The organism is Coriobacteriia bacterium (genome assembly GCA_013334745.1).
GTDB lineage: Bacteria > Actinomycetota > Coriobacteriia > Anaerosomatales > JAAXUF01 > JAAXWY01.
This window is the reverse complement of record JAAXWY010000047.1, coordinates 1-17,831: the sequence shown is the minus strand read 5'-3', so window position 1 is coordinate 17,831 and position 17,831 is coordinate 1. Positions and strand designations below refer to the sequence as shown.

Here is a 17,831-nt window from a genome sequence, read left to right as displayed (position 1 = left end):
GAAGCCGGCGTTCTGAGCGATGGTCTTCATCGGCTCGACGAGCGCCTTGCGGATGATGTTGATGCCGACGATCTCATCGGCGTCATCGGTCTTGATCTTGTCGAGCGCGGGAAGTGCGTCCACGAGTGCAACGCCGCCGCCGGCGACGATGCCCTCTTCGACTGCCGCGCGGGTCGCCTGCAGGGCATCCTCGATGCGGTGCTTCTTCTCCTTGAGCTCGGTCTCGGTGGCTGCGCCGACCTTGATGACCGCCACGCCGCCGGAGAGCTTCGCGAGGCGCTCCTGGAGCTTCTCCTTGTCGAAGTCGGAGTCGGAGTTCTCGATCTCGGACTTGATCTGCTTCACGCGAGCATCGATATCGGCCTTGGTGCCGGCACCGTCGATGATCGTGGTGTTGTCCTTGGTGACCTTGACGGTCTTGGCGCGACCGAGCATGTCGAGCGTGACGTTCTCAAGCTTCAGGCCGAGCTCTTCCATGATGGCCTGACCGCCGGTGACGACGGCGATGTCCTCGAGCATGCGCTTGCGGCGGTCGCCAAAGCCCGGAGCCTTGACCGCGATGCACGTGAACGTGCCGCGCAGCTTGTTGACGATGAGGGTGGCGAGCGCCTCGCCCTCGATGTCCTCGGCGATGACGAGGAGCTGCTTGCCGGCCTGCATGACCTTCTCGAGCACCGGCAGGAGGTCCTGGATGTTGCCGATCTTCTGGTTGGCGATGAGGATCAGCGGATCGTTGAGCACGGCCTCCATGCGATCGGGGTCCGTGACCATGTACATCGAGACGTAGCCCTTGTCGAACTGCATGCCCTCGACGGTGTCGATGTCGATACCGAACGTCTGGCTCTCCTCGACGGTGATGACGCCGTCCTTGCCCACGACGTCCATGGCGTCGGCGATCTTGGCGCCGATCTCATCGTCGGCGGCCGAGATGGCGCCGACGTTGGCGATCTCGTCCTTACCCTCGATGTCCTTGGCGTTCTTCTTGATCTGCTCGACGATCGTGTCGACTGCCTTCTCGATGCCGCGACGGATGGCGAGCGGGTTGGCGCCGGCCGAGACGTTGCGCAAACCCTCGGTCACGATGACCTGGGCGAGCAGCGTCGCGGTCGTGGTGCCGTCACCGGCGACATCGTTGGTCTTGACGGCGACTTCCTTGACGAGCTGAGCGCCCATGTTCTCGAGCGGATCCTCGAGCTCGATCTCCTTGGCGATGGTCACACCGTCATTGGTGATCGTGGGAGCGCCGAACTTCTTCTCGAGAACGACGTAGCGGCCCTTGGGGCCGAGGGTGACCTTGACGGCGTCGGCGAGCTTGTTGACGCCGGCGGCCAGACCGTGACGAGCTTCCTCGTCGAAACGGATGTCCTTAGCCATGCTAGGAATCCCCTTTCAGTAGGCGGAATCGGATACGAGCGAACGTGAGCTAGTCGACGACGATCGCGTAGATGTCGGTGTCGCGGAGGATGAGCAGTTCCTCGGCACCGTTCTTGACCTCGGTCGCGCCGTACTTGCTGTAGATGACGGTGTCGCCGACCTTCACGTCGAGCGGAATGCGCTTCTCGCCGTCCTCGTCCCACTTGCCCTCGCCAACGGCGACGACGGTGCCACGGGTGGGCTTCTCCTTGGCGGTGTCGGCCAGGATCAGACCGCTTGCGGTCTTCTCCTCGGCCTCATCGGCCTTGACGATCACGCGGTCGTACAGCGGCTTCAGATTCATCGACTTCCCTCCTGCTTTCTCCGTACGGACTGTTGCGTCTCGCGAGCGTATGGCCCGCGCAGATACCGAACCTCTCGCGGAATCTCGCACAGGGACTTATACCCCCGATGTGCACCGACCCTCACGACTGCTGGCACTCAACGAATGCGAGTGCCAACCGCGTTCGGATTCTAGCGGAGTTGCGCGACGGTGCGCAAGGGGAGATTGTGTGAAATCTAAGTGTCCTGCGCTCAGATGTTGTCGAGCGGCGCGCTCGCGCTCGGCTCGGCGTCGAGGCCGAGAAACTCGCCCCGCTGGTAGCGGTAGTGCGCGGCGGCGGCGATCATGGCCGCGTTATCGGTGCAGTACTCCAGGGGCGGAACACTCACGTGCACTCCGAGAGGCTCTATGGCGGCCGTGAGCGCCTCGCGGAGCGCCTTGTTGGCTGCGACTCCCCCGCCGAGGCAGAACGCGACAGCGCCCGTCTCCTGCACCGCCCGTACGGCCTTAGAGACCTGCACATCGATGACCGCCTGCTGGAACGATGCCGCGAGGTCGGGGACGTCGATCTCTCGGCCCGCCGCCTCCTCGTGCCGGATGTGCGTGAGCACCGCGGTCTTGAGTCCGGAGAGCGAGAACGCGTAGTCTCCGCTCTTCATCATCGCGCGCGGGAAATCGATGGCCGCCGGATCGCCCTTCTCAGCGAGCTTCGAGAGAATCGGCCCGCCGGGGTAGCCAAGCCCGAGCACCTTCGCGACCTTGTCGAACGCCTCGCCCGCCGCATCGTCGAGCGTCTCTCCCATCGTGTGGTAGACGCCCCACTCGGGCATGTGCACGAGCGAGGTGTGACCGCCACTCACGAGCAGCGCCACGAGCGGCGGCTTGACCGCCTCGTCGGCGAGCACGTTGGCGAAGATGTGGCCTTCGAGATGGTTCACGCCGATGAGCGGCTTGCCGGTCGCCATCGCAAGGCCCTTCGCGTACGCGACGCCCACCACGAGCGCGCCGATGAGCCCGGGCGCGTGCGTCACCGCGATCGCGTCGAGCCGCGAGAACGGCAGCGGAAGCGGCACGCCGAGCGACGCGCCGGCGCGTTCCATCGCCTCCTCGACGACGCTGACGATCGCCTCGGTGTGCTTGCGACTCGCGATCTCCGGCACGACGCCGCCGAACCGGGCATGAAAGTCGATCTGACTCGACACGACGTTAGCGAGCAACTCGCGTCCGCCGCGCATGACCGAGGCGGCGGTCTCATCGCACGACGACTCGATGGCGAGGATGATCTCGTCGGCGGACTCCTCCGGAATCGGGTGCACCGCGCCCGGCAGGTCGCCCCACATGATGACGGCATCCTCGCCCGAGCCGTAGTAGCCGGGACGCAGACCCACGCGCGAAAGCCCTGCGGACTCGTAGAGTGCCAGCGCGGCGGCATTGTCCGCGCGCACCTCGAGTGTGACGCGTTCGGCGGCCATCTCCCTCGCCTGCGCGAACAGGGCATCGAGCAGTCTCTGTCCCAGACCCATGCCGCGCCGGGAGGGGGCGACTGCGATGTTCATCACGTGCGCGTCGTGGTCGGCGAGCACCGCCACGCCGCCGTAGCCAACGATCAGACCCGGCGCCTCGCACGCGACGAACCACGCACGCGACGGCTGGTCGAACTCCGCGGTGAACATGCCTGCCGTCCACGGACTGGGGAAGATCGCCGCTTCCAGCGCCGTGACGAGTCCGATGTCCTCGCGGGTCATGTACCGAATGTCGATGGTCATGAGCGCTCACCGCCCGCAACGCCTGAATCGGGCGCCGGACGCGGAGAGAGACCGGCCCTGATGCGCTCGTTCTCCTCGGCGTCGGAAAGCCTCGTGTAGACGGGCAGCAACGCGCCGGGATCGCCCGAGTCGGTGCCGCCGGACTCGAGCAGGTAGAGCCACGCGTCGAACAGCCCGGCTGCGTTGGGCGCCCACAGGTCCTCATCGGCGATGGTCGCGGATGAGCCGAGCGCCTCGGTGAAGATGCTCTCGTACTTGCGCAGGCCGTTGCCGGCAAGCAGGAGCGGTTCGTCCAGCTCGGCCCAGGCGCGGGCCACATCCTCGGGGCGTGCGACGGTGTCGGGTGCCAGCCGCGTCGCGACCCCATCGCCACAGCGGAACAGTGCCGGGTACACCTCGCCGCGCATCGCATCGCCCGCGACAGCCACGAGCGCGTCGGTCTCGGCGAAACGCCATCCGATCGCATCAAGCGTGCCCACGCCCCACAGGGGGCATGCGAGCCCATGCGAGATGCCCTTCGCGGTCGCCACGCCGATACGGACGCCGGTGAACGAGCCGGGGCCGCGTCCCACGATTACGCCGTCGATCTCGGGCAGTGTGACCTGATGCGAGGCGAGCAGCGACTCGGTCATCGGGAGCAGCCGCGACATGGCGGCTCGCGGCGCATCAACCACCGCCCCGCCGAGCACCTCGAGAACGTCGTCGGTCAGGTGCGCGAGGCCGACCGCAGTGCGCTCGGTGGCAGTATCGAGCGCCAGCAGGAGGCGGCTCACGAGGAGGCCCCCGCGCCGCCCTGGCCCGCGGCAGCGATCCACGCGGATGCGAGCGCCGCACCACGTGCGCCGCGCGCCTCGAGTTCGAGCGCGCGTGAGTCATCGCCGGTGATGCGGATGCGGGCGATGACGCAGTCGGCAGGAATCGCGTCGGCGAAGCGGTCGCCCCACTCGACGACCGAGACCCCGCCCGACTCGAGCGTGCCCCAGTAGTCGAGGTCTTCGAGCTGAGCGGCGGAGTCAAGGCGGTAGAGGTCGAAGTGGTACAGCGGCAGGCGGCCCTCGTGGACGAGCAGCAGATTGAACGTGGGGCTCGTGACCGGCTCGCTCACGCCCAGCCCGCCGGCGATTCCCTTCGTGAGCTGCGTCTTTCCCGCGCCGAGGTCGCCCGAGAGCACAAGCACGTCACCCGCAGTGAGTAGCGGCGCGAGCGCGCGACCGGCGGTCTGCGTCGCGGCCTCGGAGTCGGTGGTGATGATGAGCGGCGTGCCCTCGGCGGCCATCAGAACAACGCGCCCTGATCGGCGAGTGCAGCGGGCTGCTCGGACGAATCGACGTCGCCGACTCCGGATGCGTCACGCTGCTCGGTGGCAGCTTCGAGCAGCCCTCGCAGCGTGTCGAAGTCGGCGAAGAGTGCGTCGCGCTTCGTACGGTCGTAGATGGCCGCAGCCGGATGGAAGATCGGCAGCACGGTGAAGCGGCCGGTCTGCGTGGGACGGCCGTGCAACTGCGTGATTCCGGTCTCGGTGCGCAGGACGAACTTCGTCGCGAAGTTGCCGAGCGTCACGAGCACGTCGGGGTCGATGACTCGGATCTGCTCGCGCAGGAATGGTGTGCAGGTCTCGATCTCGGTCACTTCCGGGTTGCGGTTGTCGGGCGGTCTGCACTTGAGCACGTTGGCGATGTAGACCTCCTCGCGCGCGAGGCCGGCGTGCGCGAGCAGCTCGTTGAGCAACTTGCCCGCGGCGCCAACGAAAGGCTCACCGTTGAGGTCCTCGTTTCTGCCCGGTGCCTCGCCAATGAACAACACCCGGGCATGGTCGTCGCCCACACCGAACACGAGGGTGGTGCGAGTGTCGCCGAGTCCGCACCGACGGCAGTCGCCGATCAGATCGCGGATCTCGATGAGGCTCGAACAGCCGAGAGCGGGCACGTGAAGCGGCCTCCTCAGACCCAGGTGGCGACCTCGGAGAGCGGGCGGCGGGCCGGACGTCCCGCGGACTCCGCGGAGTAGCCGACCGGCAGGATAGCGACCGGCTCGAAGGGCGCGGCGATGTCGAGGGCTCCGCGCACCGCGTCGGCGTCGAACGCGCCGATCCAGCACGAGGCAAGCCCGCGGTCGACCGCGGCCATCAGGATGTTGTGCGCTGCCAGTGCGGTGTCTTGGATCGCGTAGAGGTGCTCGCCGCGATCGCCGTAGCGGGCGTAGCACGGACGCGGATCCACGCACACCACGATGACGACCGGCGCGCTGGTCGCCCAACGCTGATGCAGAGCGCCCGAAAGCCGCTCGCGCGCCTCCATCGAACGCACGATGGTGAAGCGCCACGGCTGGATGTTGCCCGCGGTCGGAGCAATCACGGCGGCCTCGATGAGCGCCCGGATGTCCTCGTCGGAGACGTCGAGCTTTGTATTGAAGTGACGCACACTGCGCCGCTTCGCGAGAACTTCCGAAAACTCCATCCCGACAGACTCCTTCGACCGCGAAAACGATGAGATTCGACCCGTTCGGACCGGTGCCCATTCTAGCCGATGGCCTGCGCTCGTGCAGGGCGTCGGTATCGCGAGCAGGGAGACCGAATCGTGCGTCGAACAGAACAGACTGGGGGTGATGCGGACCATGTACGACAAGCCTGACCACACAGATGAAGACCTAGGTATCCGCGCATTCCAGGTGAAGCGCGCCAAGGCCGTCGAACGAGCGATCCAGCTCGTGCGTCACGGACTCGGTGAATCCTGGAAAGAACTGACCGAGGAAGAGATCGAGGAGCTCGAGTGGGTTCTCGGCGAGCTCTGGTCCTACGTCTCGCGTAACGACTGGGATGAGCTCCACTTCGGTGTTCTCACCATGCGCGACGTCATCAAGATGCTCACGCTGAGCAGCCAACTGCGCCGACATGCGCGTGGCAGCATCGAGATCCTTCGCGAGGTCGACGAGATCATCAAGGCCGTCAAGCCGTACGAAGGCTTCCTGGCAGACGAACAGCCGCAGGGCTGACCTGCGGCTGTCTGGTCTTTCCGGACGAAACAAGAAGGCGGCTAACCGGCAGCGGTGGCCGCCTTCTTCTTGCTCTCGATCTTCTTCTTGACCTTCTTGAGACGGAAGAGATCCTCGCGGGCGCGCTCGTCGAGCGTCTGGCTGATGTAGCCCACCTGCTCGCGAAGCGCCGGGACCGTGACCTGCTCCAGCGCGTTGACGCGCCGGTTGGTCTTGTTGATCTCCTCGCCGAGTCGCTTCAGGCGCGTCTCGATGTCGGCGTACTCGATGATGACGTCGAGTACCCGCTCGAACTTATCGGCGGTCTCATCGACTCGTGAGCTGACGCCCGTTACCGAGTAGCCACGCGTGAACGACGACTTCACCGGGCTGTCGCCCTTGGTGACGACCGGGACCGACACGCCCATGATCTTGGTACCGGTCATGTCCACGACGATCTCACCGCGGGTCGCCAAGCCGGCCGAGCGCAGCGCGACGACGCCGTCGACCGCCTGCGCGACCGCAAGCGAGTACTGCGCTTCGCTCACGGTCTTTTGCAGTGAGTCGGACAGACGCAGCGTCTCGTCCATGACGCCCATGAACTCGAGAAGCAACGCGTCGCGCTTCTGCTTGAGAAGGTCCATGCCCTGCTGCGCGAGCGCGATCTGCTGCTTGCGCTCGAGTAGCTCGGCTCTAGTAGGGCGTACTTCTTCCATGTCAGGCCCCCGCGGCCTCGGCCGATTCCTCGGCGGGTTCGTCCTCGGTCGCCACGACGTCCTCAGACACCGCCTCGGCAGCCTCGTCACGGTTCCGGTAGTCGGGGTGGTACTTCTCGATGAAGTCACGGACACGCTTGAGCTCGCCGAGCGGCAGACCACTCATGAGCTCCCATCCGATGTCGAGCGTCTCCTCGATCGTGCGGCCCTCGTCGCCCTGACCGACGATGCGCTCTTCGAACTGGTCGGCGAAGCGCAGGTACGCGCGGTCGACGTCAGAGAGCGCTTCCTCGCCGACGATCGCTACGAGCTTGCGAAGGTCGCGGCCCTGGGCGTACGCGGCGTACATCTGGTTGGCGACCGCGCGGTGGTCATCACGCGTCTTGCCCTCGCCGATACCGAGGTTCATCAGGCGCGACAGGCACGGCAGCACGTCGATCGGCGGGAACACGGCACGACGGTGCAGCTGGCGCGAGAGCACGATCTGACCTTCGGTGATGTAGCCGGTGAGGTCGGGAATCGGGTGCGTGATGTCATCGTCTGGCATGGAGAGGATCGGGAGCTGCGTGACCGAGCCGGGACGGCCCTTGATACGGCCGGCGCGCTCGTAGATCGTCGAGAGGTCGGTGTACATGTAGCCCGGGAAGCCGCGGCGACCCGGCACCTCTTCACGAGCCGTGGAGACCTCGCGAAGCGCCTCGCAGTAGTTCGTCATGTCCGAGAGGACGACGAGCACCTGCATGTCCTTCTCGAACGCGAGGTACTCGGCGACCGTCAGCGCGCACTTCGGCGTGAGCAGACGCTCGACCGTGGGGTCATCGGCGAGGTTCAGGAAGAAGACGACTCGCTCAAGAGCGCCCGTCTCCTCGAACTGCTGCATGAAGAACGCCGACTCGCGGTGCGTGATACCCATCGCACCGAACACGATGGCGAACTCCTCGCCTGACTTGACGCGCGCCTGGCGGATGATCTGCGCCGCGAGTTCGTTGGCCGGGAGGCCTGAGCCCGAGAAGATCGGCAGCTTCTGGCCACGCACGAGCGTGTTGAGACCGTCGATGGCGCTGATGCCGGTCTCGATGAAGTCGGCCGGCTGCTCGCGCTGGTACGGGTTGATCGGCGAGCCGGTGATGTCGAGGCGGGCCTCCGGGATGATGGGGGCGCCGCCGTCGATCGGCTTGCCGGTTCCGTTGAGGACGCGGCCGAGCAGCTCGCCGGAGACGTCGATCTTGGCGACCTCTTCGAGGAAGCGGACCTCGGTCTTGGCGATGTCGATGCCACGCGTACCCTCGAAGACCTGGATGACGGCCATCTCGCCGGCGACCTCAAGCACCTGGCCTGAGCGACGCGAGTTGTCCGGCATCAGGATCGACACCATCTCGTTGTACGCGACACCGTGAACGTCGTTGACGAAGATCAGCGGGCCGGTGACGTACGAGAGGGTGCGGTAGTCGGTGGAGAGCAGCGAGCGCTTCGCTTCGCTGGGAGTCATGGTCGTATCGGCCATGGCTAGTACACCTCGATTCCGGCGATTTCTTCGGCTATCTTGCCGCACAGGATCGGCATATCCTCGAGCGCCTGCTCGTGCGGTGTCGTCTTGAGAATTGCGATCTGGTCACGCATCGGCAGATCGAGCACCTGCCGCAGTGACACGCCTCTGTTGAGCGCCGAGACCGCGGCGTCGTTGAAGGCGAGGATCGTCTTGAGGATCCAGTACTGCTTCTTGGGTGGGCAGTACGCGTCGACCTCGTCGAATGCGAACTGCTGCAGGAAGTCTTCACGCAGCATGCGCGCGACCTCGAGGATGATCTTCTCGGACTCCGGCAACGCGTCCGGGCCGACGAGCTGCACGATCTCCTGCAGTTCCGTCTCCTTCTGCAGGATCGACATCGCACGCTCGCGGTAGTCGAGCCAGTCGGGAGCGACGTTCTCCTCGTACCAACCCTTCACCTGGCCGAGGAAGAGCGTGTAGCTCTTCGTCCAGCTGATGGCCGGGAAGTGGCGGCGGTGGGCAAGCGAGGTGTCGAGTGCCCAGAACGCACCCGTGACTCGCAGCGAGTTCTGCGTCATCGGCTCGGACATGTCACCACCGGCCGGCGACACGGCGCCGACCATCGTGACAGAGCCGATACGCTCGTCGTCGTTTGAGCCGAGCGGCTTGACGCGGCCCGAGCGCTCGTAGAACGCGGCGAGACGCGTTGCGAGGTACGCCGGGTAGCCTTCCTCGCCCGGCATCTCCTCGAGTCGACCGGACACCTCTCGGAGCGCTTCGCCCCAGCGGGAGGTGGAGTCGGCCATCATGGCGACGTTGTAGCCCATGTCGCGATAGAACTCGGCCAGCGTGGCTCCCACGTAGATGGAGGCCTCGCGCGCCGCGACCGGCATGTTCGACGTGTTGGCGACGAGCACGGTGCGGTCCATGAGCGGCGCGTTGTTGCGCGGGTCGTCGAGGTGCGGGAACTCCGTGAGGACTTCCGTCATCTCGTTGCCGCGCTCACCGCAGCCGATGTAGACGATGATGTCGACGTCGGCCCACTTGGCCAGCGACTGCTGGGTGACCGTCTTTCCCGTACCGAAGCCGCCCGGGATGATCGCGTTGCCGCCCAGGGCGATCGGGAAGAACGTGTCGAGGATCCGCATGCCCGTGGTGAACGGGGTCGTCGGGTCCATCTTCTTGATGTAGGGGCGGCCTTCACGGACCGGCCACCGCTGCGACATCTTGATCTCGGTGCCATCGGCCATCGTCGCCACGACGTCGTCGACCGTGTACTCGCCCTTGGCGGCCACGCTCGCGAGCTTGCCGGACTTGATGATCGGCGGAACCATGACCTTGTGCAGGATCGTCTGGCCCTCGGGAACCGTCCCGATGACGTCGCCCGCTCCTACTTCGTCCCCTGCCGAGACAACCGGCGTGAACGACCACTTCTTGGTGCGGTCGAGTGCCGACGCCACGGTACCGCGCTCGATGAAGTCGCCGCTCTCAGCCGCGATGACGGGCAGCGGTCGCTGCACCCCGTCGTAGATCGACGTGAGCAGGCCCGGGCCGAGCTCAACCATGAGCGGACCCTCGGTCGACTCGACAACCTCGCCGACCTTCAGGCCCGAGGTGTCCTCGTAGACCTGGATGGTCGCGGTGTCGCCCTCGAGCCGGATGACCTCGCCCATGAGACCTTCGTTGCCAACCCGGACGATGTCGTACATCCGGGCACCGGTCATGCCGTCGGCGACCGCGACCGGGCCGGTGATCTTCGCAATAGTTCCGACGATCATGTCATCCCCGCCTCAGTGTGATATCGAAACCAATCGCTCGCCTAATGAGCCTCGAGAGGTAGGCGCGGTGGTCCTCGCCCATCTCGAGCTTCTCCCTGATCGGCAGGGAGACCACGATCGGTCGGTAGATCGAGTCGATCTTCTTCCTAAGCCGTTCATCGATCGCCGTCATGAGGCGTTCGTTGACCGCAATGATTCCGCTCGAGTCCGTGTCGATGAGCGACGCAAGTGTCTTACGCGCTTCCTCGGGGGACTCGGCGATCATGACGTCGACGCCGGCGAGACGGAAACCGTCGGCCGAGTCTGAGTCGGTGAGAACGAGGAGCTTATACAAGGATGAGCTCCTCTCTCACTCGGTCCGCCGGCATCCCGACGGCCTTGCCCTTCACGATGATTCGCACGTTCGTGACCTCGTTCTGCTTGCCGAAGAGGTATGCGATCGCCACGCCCACTCCATGCGGATCGCGCACACCGGAGAGAAGTGCGCGACGCATGAGCAGGTCTTCGAGTGCACGCTCGAACACGGGGATCGACGCGTTCTCGAGATATCGCAGCGCCGCCGCATCGAGCGCTTCGGCGTAGGCCGTGCTCTTGAGGCGGTCGAGCACCTCATCAACGTCGGACAGCCGCGCGAGCTCAAGGAACTGCTCCTTACGGATGACGCGCCCGCCTTCGAGGTAGTAACCGCTGGCGTCGATCGACTCGACGTCGGCCTTGAGCAACCGAAACACCATGACGAGGTTGAGCGTGTCGATCTGCATACCGAGAATCCGGCGAGCGACGTCGACATCGGGCGCCTCGCCGATGAGCCGTGATGCGGCCCACTCGGCGTACTGCCGGTCGAGCGCGAGCTCCAGCGGCGCGAGGTCGTTTGACTTGGAGAACTCCGGATACGCACGCCGCAGAGGCGCCGCGTACGGGTAGTCCCACATCGCCATCGTGTCGATGATGACCCGAACGTCGTCAAGCTTGCTCAGTGCCTCGAGCTCCTCGGCGGACAAGTACCCCACCGGGAAGAAGCTCGACTTCACGTCGTCGAAAGCCACGTGGTTGTGCGCACCGCGAAGGATCGTCTTCAGGTTGAACACGTCCCAGCGGCCGAGCAGCGTCGAGAGCAACATGCGTGCGTTCGGGTGCAGGAACTTGAGCACCTTTCGGTACGCACGAATCATGTTGTGCTTGAGCGCTTCATCGATCACGGCGGCCGTGCGCCCGTGAACAAGCTGATCCTCGAGATCGCCCGAGTACGACGTGTCCATGAGCTCTTTGACGACCTGGTTCAGGTCGGGCGCCTCGATGAGCCGCTCGTAGAACGAGAGCGGCAACAGGTGCGAGCGCATGCCACGCAACCGCGCGTTCGCGTATCCCTCGTCTGATTCAGGAACCGCTCGGTTCCCTGCAGTGACGACGGCTTCGCTCATGAGAACAGCACCTTGGCGACGTCTGCCTGTGCCATCTGGCTCACGCGCTCCAACCTGTCTTCAAGCGTGTTGCGGCGTATGACTCGGCCACCATAGGCCTCCACCACGATGCCACCGGACGTCGAGAGCCCGCCCGCCACCTCGGCTGTGATGCCCTTGGCCTCAGCGACGCGCTTGGCGCGATCGACGTCGGAATCCGCCACGCGGATCACGAGATCGCCGTCCAAGCCCGCGATCGCCTCGGTTGCCAGCGCATCGAAGAGGCGGTCGTAGTCGCCGCTGCGAACGCTTTCGAGCTTGCCGGCTGCGGCATCGAACACCGATGCCACGCCGTCGCCCTTCGCCGACGAGACCTCCATCTTCGCCTCGAGGCGCGCGGCGTTGACGACCTTGGCGGCGTCGGCCCTGGCGACTCGCTCGAGCTGACGCGCGAACCCGTCGTGAATCTTCTCGGCGTTGCGCTCTGCATCGTCGAGGATCAGCTTCGCGTGCTCTTTGGCCTCGGTGATCACTGCATCGCAGTCGGCCTGCGCCTGCTCATCCAGAGCTTTCAGGATGTCTTCGATAGCCATCGGTACTCTCCCTTTGGTGCGGACAGACGGACCTCAGTCGGCGGCTTAGCCGTTGAGGATGATGGCCATGACGAAGCCGAGAAGTGCGATGACTTCGGGGAGTGCCGTCAGAACCAGGACGAAGACGCGCTCTTCAGGACGCTCAGCGAGCGTACCCTGACCTGCCGAACCGATCTTTGCCTGCGCGTAGCCGGCGCCGATGGCCGAAAGGCCCATCGCGAGAGCAGCACCGATGGTCTTGATGCCAGCACCTGTGGTGACAACTGCTGCGGTCGCGGCCTCAGCCTCGTTCGCAAACGCTGCGAGCGGGATGAGGACAATTGCCAGGAACGTGCCCCAGAACGCGTACTTCGAGAACCTCTTGCTGATCATGCTTTGTTCTCCCCTCCGGTCTTCTGAAACGGCTTGTAGTCTTTGCCACCGGCCTCGTAAAACCCCCCGAAGAACTCCAGGAAGTTGAGACGCACTGCATGGATCGTCGGGCTGAACGCGCAGATCACGAAGTTCAGCACCTGAAGTGGGATAGCGATGATGAGACCGAGGACAGGGTTGCCCATGGTCGCGGCGATCTCGTTGACCGCCTCGGCGAAGATGGCACCGGCAAGACCGACAGCCATGATTCGCAGGTAGCTCGCGATGTGCGAGATCGAGAGAACGGTCTCGATGCCGCCGATGATGCCGCCGCCCTTGACCGCGAACGCGAGTCCGAGGAACAGGACCAGTGCGGCTCCGGCCTGCAGCAACAGGGCACCGGTCGCTCCGGTGTTCTTGGTGAGCAGAGCACCGAAGACCGAGAACAGGATCAACGCGGTGAAGCCGAAGATAAAGGCGACGATGCCGCCCTTCTCATATACGTGTGACCAGTGCTTCGTCTTGATGCCGTTGTAGATACCGAGTGCTAGGCCTAAGACGACCTGCACGAACCCGATACCGATGGCGATGATGAGGAACGTCATCAGCATCTCGGCCTGTGTGCGCTCGAACGGCAGCAGAATCGTCGCGCCAGCAGGTACGGGGTACCCGATACCGTAGCTTCCCGCAAGGCTCCACACCGGCTGGATGACGTTGCCGAACTTCGGGCCCAACAGGTTGCCGAAGAACTCGCCGTAGATCACACCGAATATCACGACGCTCGTGGCCGCGGGGCCGAGAACGGCGGTGGCCATCTGTACGTTCGCGTTCTCCTTGTACTTCATCCGCAGCCACATGACCGTGCCGAGCATGATCAGGCCGTAGCCGATGTCGCCGACGATCATGCCGAAGAACAGCGGATAGAAGAGCGCAAGCATCCACGTGGGATCGTAGGTGCCGTACTTGGGCTTGCCCATCATGCCGAGCAGGCTCTCGAACGGCTGCACCCATCCCGCATTCTGCATGGAGACGGGGGCATCGCCGAAGTCCTTCTCGGTGATCTCGAGCTGCGTGACGATGACCTCGTTGCCGAACTTCTCGCGCAGCTGCTCCTTGAGCTCAGGAACGTCGGTGACCGGGATCCAGCCATCGATGAGGAACGCGTACTCGGTGCGCCCGAACTGCGGGATCGCGACGATCTCGTCGATGCGGTCGATGAGCACGTCACGCGCGGTGGCAAGCTTCGCGAACCACTTCTTTGACATCGACTCAAGCTCGTCGCGAATGCGGTCGAGCTCGGCCGGCAGGTCTGCGCGGCGCTGACGGATCGTCTGATACGCGACGTCCATCGGCATGTCCTGGAAGTCCTGCGGCAGCCTGATCTGGTTCACGTTCTCCATCGCGAGGAACTTGTGGACCGGCTCCGCGTACTGCCGAGAGAACACGACGATAGCGGCCGTGGTGTTCTCATCGATGTCGGTGGAGATAATCTCGCTCTGCGAGTTGGTCAGGCGATCCAGCTCGACCTGAAGGTGCTCCAGACCGGCCTTGTAACGGCGCTCGACCAGAAGCGCGACGCTGTCGAACGCGCCGGTGACGACGATCTGCTTGGCGAGCGGCTGGATCTTGCTCAGGATCGGCTCGTAACGTGCGAGCAGCGCGATCTCGCCCTCGGCTGCGGTATGCAGCTGCGCGAGGTCGGCCGTCTTCTCCTCGACGTCATCGATCACGTTGGCGACCTCGGTCGCCAGCTCCTCCGGCGTGAGCTGCCAGAGGCGGTCGTACTCGATCGAGCGCGTCTTCGACTCGACGCCATCGGTCGGCTCCTTGAGCGTCTTGAGAATCGCGCGGACGCGAATCAGCAGCTCATCGAGCTGATCGTAGACCTTGACCTCGCTGCCTTGAATCTCCATACGATCCAGGGCGATCTCGCCACTCTGGATCTTCTTCGAGAGGTCTTCGATGTGGATCTTGCCCTGCTCGTGGAGCAGGCTGACCACGTCGAGGAACTCACTCTTCGGGCCGATTATCTCGACCTTAGCCATCGGGACCAGCACAACGACCACCCTCCCCGGGGTCTGAGCTCTTCCCGTCGTGAACCGCTGGACTAGAGCGCGGTCACGGCGTCCAACACGAGACGCGTCGCTTCGTCGCGGCGCGCCTCGACTTCCTGCTTGAGTTTGTCTGCCTCTGCGCGGGCGGACTCGCGCAGCCGGTTGGCTTCGGCCGCCGCTTCGGCGCGGATGGCCTTCTCACGGTCGGCGGCTCCGGCGCCGCCCTCTGACTCCGCGGTACTGACGACCTCCGCGGCCTTCTTACGTGCTTCTGCAACGATCGCATCGGCCTCGCGCTTCGCGGAGAGGACTCGACCTGAGATCTCGAGTTCCTTCTCCCTGATGAGGTGCAGCGGCGAGTTGTTGTCGGCTGCGATCGTCTCTTGGTGCAGACGAATCTCCTCGACGACCTTTTCGTCCACGTGGCGTCCCCTCCGGTACCGTCGAACCAGGCATGGCGCAGAGCACAGCACACTGAAAGCGTGCGGGCTCGATTGCTGGTTTCTCCTACGGCCTGCACTCTCCTGCAAGAAGAGCGCAACAATCGAAGAGAATTCACATGTGCTAAGCGACGCCGGGCGACGCGAGCGGCCGGCCGGGATGAATCAGGGCGCCGTGGCCGAGCGTGGGCTAGCGGTAGACGCGCTCCAGCCGCAGCCCGAATCCGCACGCCATCTCGTAGTTGATGGTGCCGGCGACGGTGGCGAGTTCCTCCATGGGTATCCTCTCGGACTCCTGCGATCCGACGAGAACGACCTCGTCGCCGCGCGACACGCGGGCACCTCGGGGTGCCTCGACCATGAACTGGTCCATGCACACGCGCCCGACCTGCCGACACCGCGTGCCGCCGATAAGGACCTGCATCTCATTGGAGCACACACGGTGTACTCCGTCGGCGTAGCCCAGAGGCAGCGTGACAATCTCGGTGGGAGACGAAGCCTGCCACGTGAGCCCGTACGACACGCCATCGCCCATGCCGATGCGCTTGACGAACGATGCCTTCGCCTTGACCGACATCGACGGCGCGAGCTTGAGAACCGCGGCGGTCGCAGCCGAGGGCTGCAGGCCGTAGATGGCGATGCCGCAGCGCACCATGTCGAAGTGCGCGTCCGGGTAGAGCATGGTCGCGGGACTGTTGGCCGCGTGGACGATGCCGGGGTCGACTTCGTCGACGCGCATGTTGTCCAGCACCCGCTGGAATCGCTCGAGCTGGCGCTGCACGTCCCAATCGCCCGCAGCGTCCGCGGTCGCGAAGTGGGTGAAGGTGCCCTCGAGCTTCAGCCCGGGGAAGTCGACAAGCGAGCGCGCGAACTCGGGTGCGTCTTCGGCACGAACGCCGATACGGTGCATCCCGGTGTCCACTTTGAGGTGGTAGGGCGCGACCGTGTCGCGCAGCAGCGCCTGCTTGCCGAGTGCGACTGCGAACTCCCGCGTCGTGACCGCGGGCGTGATGTCGTTGTCGAGCAGCTCACGGATGGTGCTCTCGGGTGGCTCGGAGAGCAGTTGGATCGGGCCTGTGATGCCGGCGTCTCGCAGCGCCAGGGCCTCGTCGAGCGTGGCCACGCCGAGTCGATCGGCACCGGCTGCCAGCGCAGCGCGGGCGACGTGCAAGGCACCGTGGCCGTAGCCGTCGGCTTTGACGACCGCCATGAACAGCGTACCCGGCCGCGTAAGCCCCTTGAGCGAGCGCACGTTGCTCTGAATCGCCGCCAGATCGATCTCGACCCACGCCCACCGATGCTGCGTCACGTCTCCCCGCCTCCGAGAGTCTCGAACAGTTCGCTCACGCCAGTGATGATACCGAGAACCCGGACGTCCGTGTGCTTACGTCTCGCTCACCAACTGCCGAGCAGGTCAGCTACGGCAGCCGGGAGGTAGTCCGGGATGTCCTCGGCGTTGACGCACACGGGCGTGAGCACCTCAGCAGCCGACTCCCCCGCGCGGCCGTGCAGGTACGCGCCGAGCGCACCGGCCTCGAGTGCGGGCAGCCCCTGCGCGAGAAGCGCGCCGATCACACCTGACAGCACGTCACCGGTTCCTGCGGCCGCAAGCGCCGGGGTGCCGGAGGTGTTGACGACCTGTCGACCGGCACTGCTGATGATGGTGCCGGCTCCCTTGAGCACCACAGCGGTCGCGCCGGAAGCCAGCGCGCCTCCCGCGATGAGGCGGTCACCTTGGATCGCGGCTCCGTTCGTGCCGAGCAGCCGAGCAAGCTCGCCCGGATGCGGCGTCAGCACGGTGGGCGCCGTGCGCGCCGCGATGAGGTGCTGCGCGTCGACGAGCGCGTTGAGCGCATCGGCGTCGATGACGAGCGGCGCGTCGATCTCGGCGACGAGCGTGCGAGCGGTCGCCACCGCGCCGTCGGCGAGCGTCAATCCGGGACCGAGAACCACCGCGTCGAACTCGCGCGCCATCCGCACCAGTCGAGCAGCCGCCGCCGACGAGAACGCGTGCGTCCGCCCCTGTGGCAGCCCGATGACCGGCACCGCCTGCAGGTGCGCGTGAGCGACCGCCACGACCGACTGCGGAACCGCGAGCGCGACGTAGCCCGCTCCGCAGCGCGTCGCTCCTCGAGCCGCGAGAATCGCTGCGCCCGGGTAGGTGCCGGAGCCGGCGATCACGAGCACGCGCCCGCGCGAGTCCTTGTGTGCGTCGGGTTCCGGCAGCGGCACGAGCGCGGCGTACTCCTCGCTCGTCCAGATCTCCGGGGCGCCGGCCACGTCCGCCAGCCCCGGGTCGATGCCGATGTCGGCGACCACGACCTCGCCCGCGTACGCGGCTCCCGGGTAGGCAAGCAGCCCCCGCTTGGGCGTTGTGAACGTCACCGTGCAGTCCGCCGCGACCGCCTCGCGGTCGACGACGGCACCCGTGTCGGCGTCGACACCCGTGGGCGCGTCGACCGCCAGCACGTAGGCGCCACTCGTGGTCGCCGCCGCGGCCCAGGCCGCGTACGGCGCGCGCAGCGCGCCGTTGGCGCCGATGCCCAGCATGGCGTCGATCAGCCCGGCAGCCGATGCG

General features: G+C 65.6%; 17 protein-coding genes and 1 pseudogene. 1 reads left to right on the top strand and 17 read right to left on the bottom strand.

All coding sequences use genetic code 11. The annotated features are described in order from the left end of the window. The 6 genes and pseudogenes from groL to HGB10_10250 all read right to left on the bottom strand — a co-directional run. The coding region (gene groL, locus HGB10_10275; protein ID NTU72186.1) for a chaperonin GroEL at positions 1-1,374 on the bottom strand (1,374 nt) is incomplete at its 3' end. Positions 1,375-1,423: 49 nt separating this feature from the next. Then, entirely contained in the window at positions 1,424-1,717 is a 294-nt protein-coding gene (locus HGB10_10270) for a co-chaperone GroES (protein ID NTU72185.1), read from the bottom strand. Between the two features lie 230 nt (positions 1,718-1,947). Further along, positions 1,948-4,235, bottom strand: a pseudogene (tsaD, locus tag HGB10_10265) (tRNA (adenosine(37)-N6)-threonylcarbamoyltransferase complex transferase subunit TsaD). Continuing rightward, a complete protein-coding gene (gene tsaE, locus HGB10_10260; GenBank protein ID NTU72184.1) occupies positions 4,232-4,738 on the bottom strand; it encodes a tRNA (adenosine(37)-N6)-threonylcarbamoyltransferase complex ATPase subunit type 1 TsaE in 507 nt (168 codons plus the stop codon). The pseudogene tsaD and the gene tsaE overlap by 4 nt, the downstream one beginning before the upstream one ends. Next, complete coding sequence (locus tag HGB10_10255; GenBank protein ID NTU72183.1) at positions 4,738-5,412, bottom strand: uracil-DNA glycosylase; 675 nt, start codon at positions 5,410-5,412, stop codon at positions 4,738-4,740. The genes tsaE and HGB10_10255 overlap by 1 nt, the downstream gene beginning before the upstream one ends. After that, positions 5,403-5,918, bottom strand: a complete 516-nt coding sequence (locus HGB10_10250; GenBank protein NTU72182.1) for a nitroreductase family protein — start codon at positions 5,916-5,918, stop codon at positions 5,403-5,405. The genes HGB10_10255 and HGB10_10250 overlap by 10 nt, the downstream gene beginning before the upstream one ends. A 157-nt stretch (positions 5,919-6,075) precedes the next feature. Between HGB10_10250 and HGB10_10245 the strand changes: the two genes are divergently transcribed. Beyond that, positions 6,076-6,453, top strand: a complete 378-nt coding sequence (locus tag HGB10_10245) for a hypothetical protein (GenBank protein NTU72181.1) — start codon at positions 6,076-6,078, stop codon at positions 6,451-6,453. A 41-nt stretch (positions 6,454-6,494) separates the two neighbouring features. Here HGB10_10245 and HGB10_10240 read toward each other — a convergent pair whose 3' ends face one another. The 11 genes from HGB10_10240 to HGB10_10190 form a co-directional block, all read right to left on the bottom strand. After that, the gene (locus HGB10_10240; GenBank protein ID NTU72180.1) at positions 6,495-7,148 is read right to left on the bottom strand and encodes a V-type ATP synthase subunit D; all 654 of its coding nucleotides are present in this window, start codon (positions 7,146-7,148) and stop codon (positions 6,495-6,497) included. Between the two features lies 1 nt (position 7,149). Further along, complete coding sequence (locus tag HGB10_10235; protein NTU72179.1) at positions 7,150-8,637, bottom strand: V-type ATP synthase subunit B; 1,488 nt, start codon at positions 8,635-8,637, stop codon at positions 7,150-7,152. 17 nt (positions 8,638-8,654) lie between these two features. Further along, positions 8,655-10,415 carry a V-type ATP synthase subunit A gene (locus tag HGB10_10230; GenBank protein ID NTU72178.1) on the bottom strand — a complete coding sequence of 587 codons (1,761 nt, stop codon included), beginning with the start codon at positions 10,413-10,415 and terminating at the stop codon, positions 8,655-8,657. A 1-nt stretch (position 10,416) separates the two neighbouring features. Continuing rightward, entirely contained in the window at positions 10,417-10,749 is a 333-nt protein-coding gene (locus HGB10_10225) for a V-type ATP synthase subunit F (protein ID NTU72177.1), read from the bottom strand. Next, positions 10,742-11,836 carry a V-type ATPase subunit gene (locus tag HGB10_10220; protein NTU72176.1) on the bottom strand — a complete coding sequence of 365 codons (1,095 nt, stop codon included), beginning with the start codon at positions 11,834-11,836 and terminating at the stop codon, positions 10,742-10,744. Before HGB10_10220 ends, HGB10_10225 begins: the two co-directional genes overlap by 8 nt. Continuing rightward, positions 11,833-12,408: a hypothetical protein gene (locus HGB10_10215; GenBank protein NTU72175.1), complete on the bottom strand. Its 576-nt coding sequence runs from the start codon at positions 12,406-12,408 to the stop codon at positions 11,833-11,835. The genes HGB10_10220 and HGB10_10215 overlap by 4 nt, the downstream gene beginning before the upstream one ends. A 45-nt stretch (positions 12,409-12,453) precedes the next feature. Continuing rightward, entirely contained in the window at positions 12,454-12,780 is a 327-nt protein-coding gene (locus tag HGB10_10210; protein ID NTU72174.1) for a V-type ATP synthase subunit K, read from the bottom strand. Next, the gene (locus HGB10_10205; GenBank protein NTU72173.1) at positions 12,777-14,804 is read right to left on the bottom strand and encodes a hypothetical protein; all 2,028 of its coding nucleotides are present in this window, start codon (positions 14,802-14,804) and stop codon (positions 12,777-12,779) included. The genes HGB10_10210 and HGB10_10205 overlap by 4 nt, the downstream gene beginning before the upstream one ends. Positions 14,805-14,866: 62 nt before the next feature. After that, the gene (locus HGB10_10200) at positions 14,867-15,235 is read right to left on the bottom strand and encodes a hypothetical protein (GenBank protein ID NTU72172.1); all 369 of its coding nucleotides are present in this window, start codon (positions 15,233-15,235) and stop codon (positions 14,867-14,869) included. Positions 15,236-15,443: 208 nt separating this feature from the next. Further along, a complete protein-coding gene (locus HGB10_10195; protein ID NTU72171.1) occupies positions 15,444-16,562 on the bottom strand; it encodes an alanine racemase in 1,119 nt (372 codons plus the stop codon). An 86-nt stretch (positions 16,563-16,648) separates the two neighbouring features. Next, positions 16,649-17,831 (bottom strand): NAD(P)H-hydrate dehydratase (locus HGB10_10190; protein NTU72170.1); only part of this gene is annotated, 1,183 nt, incomplete at its 5' end.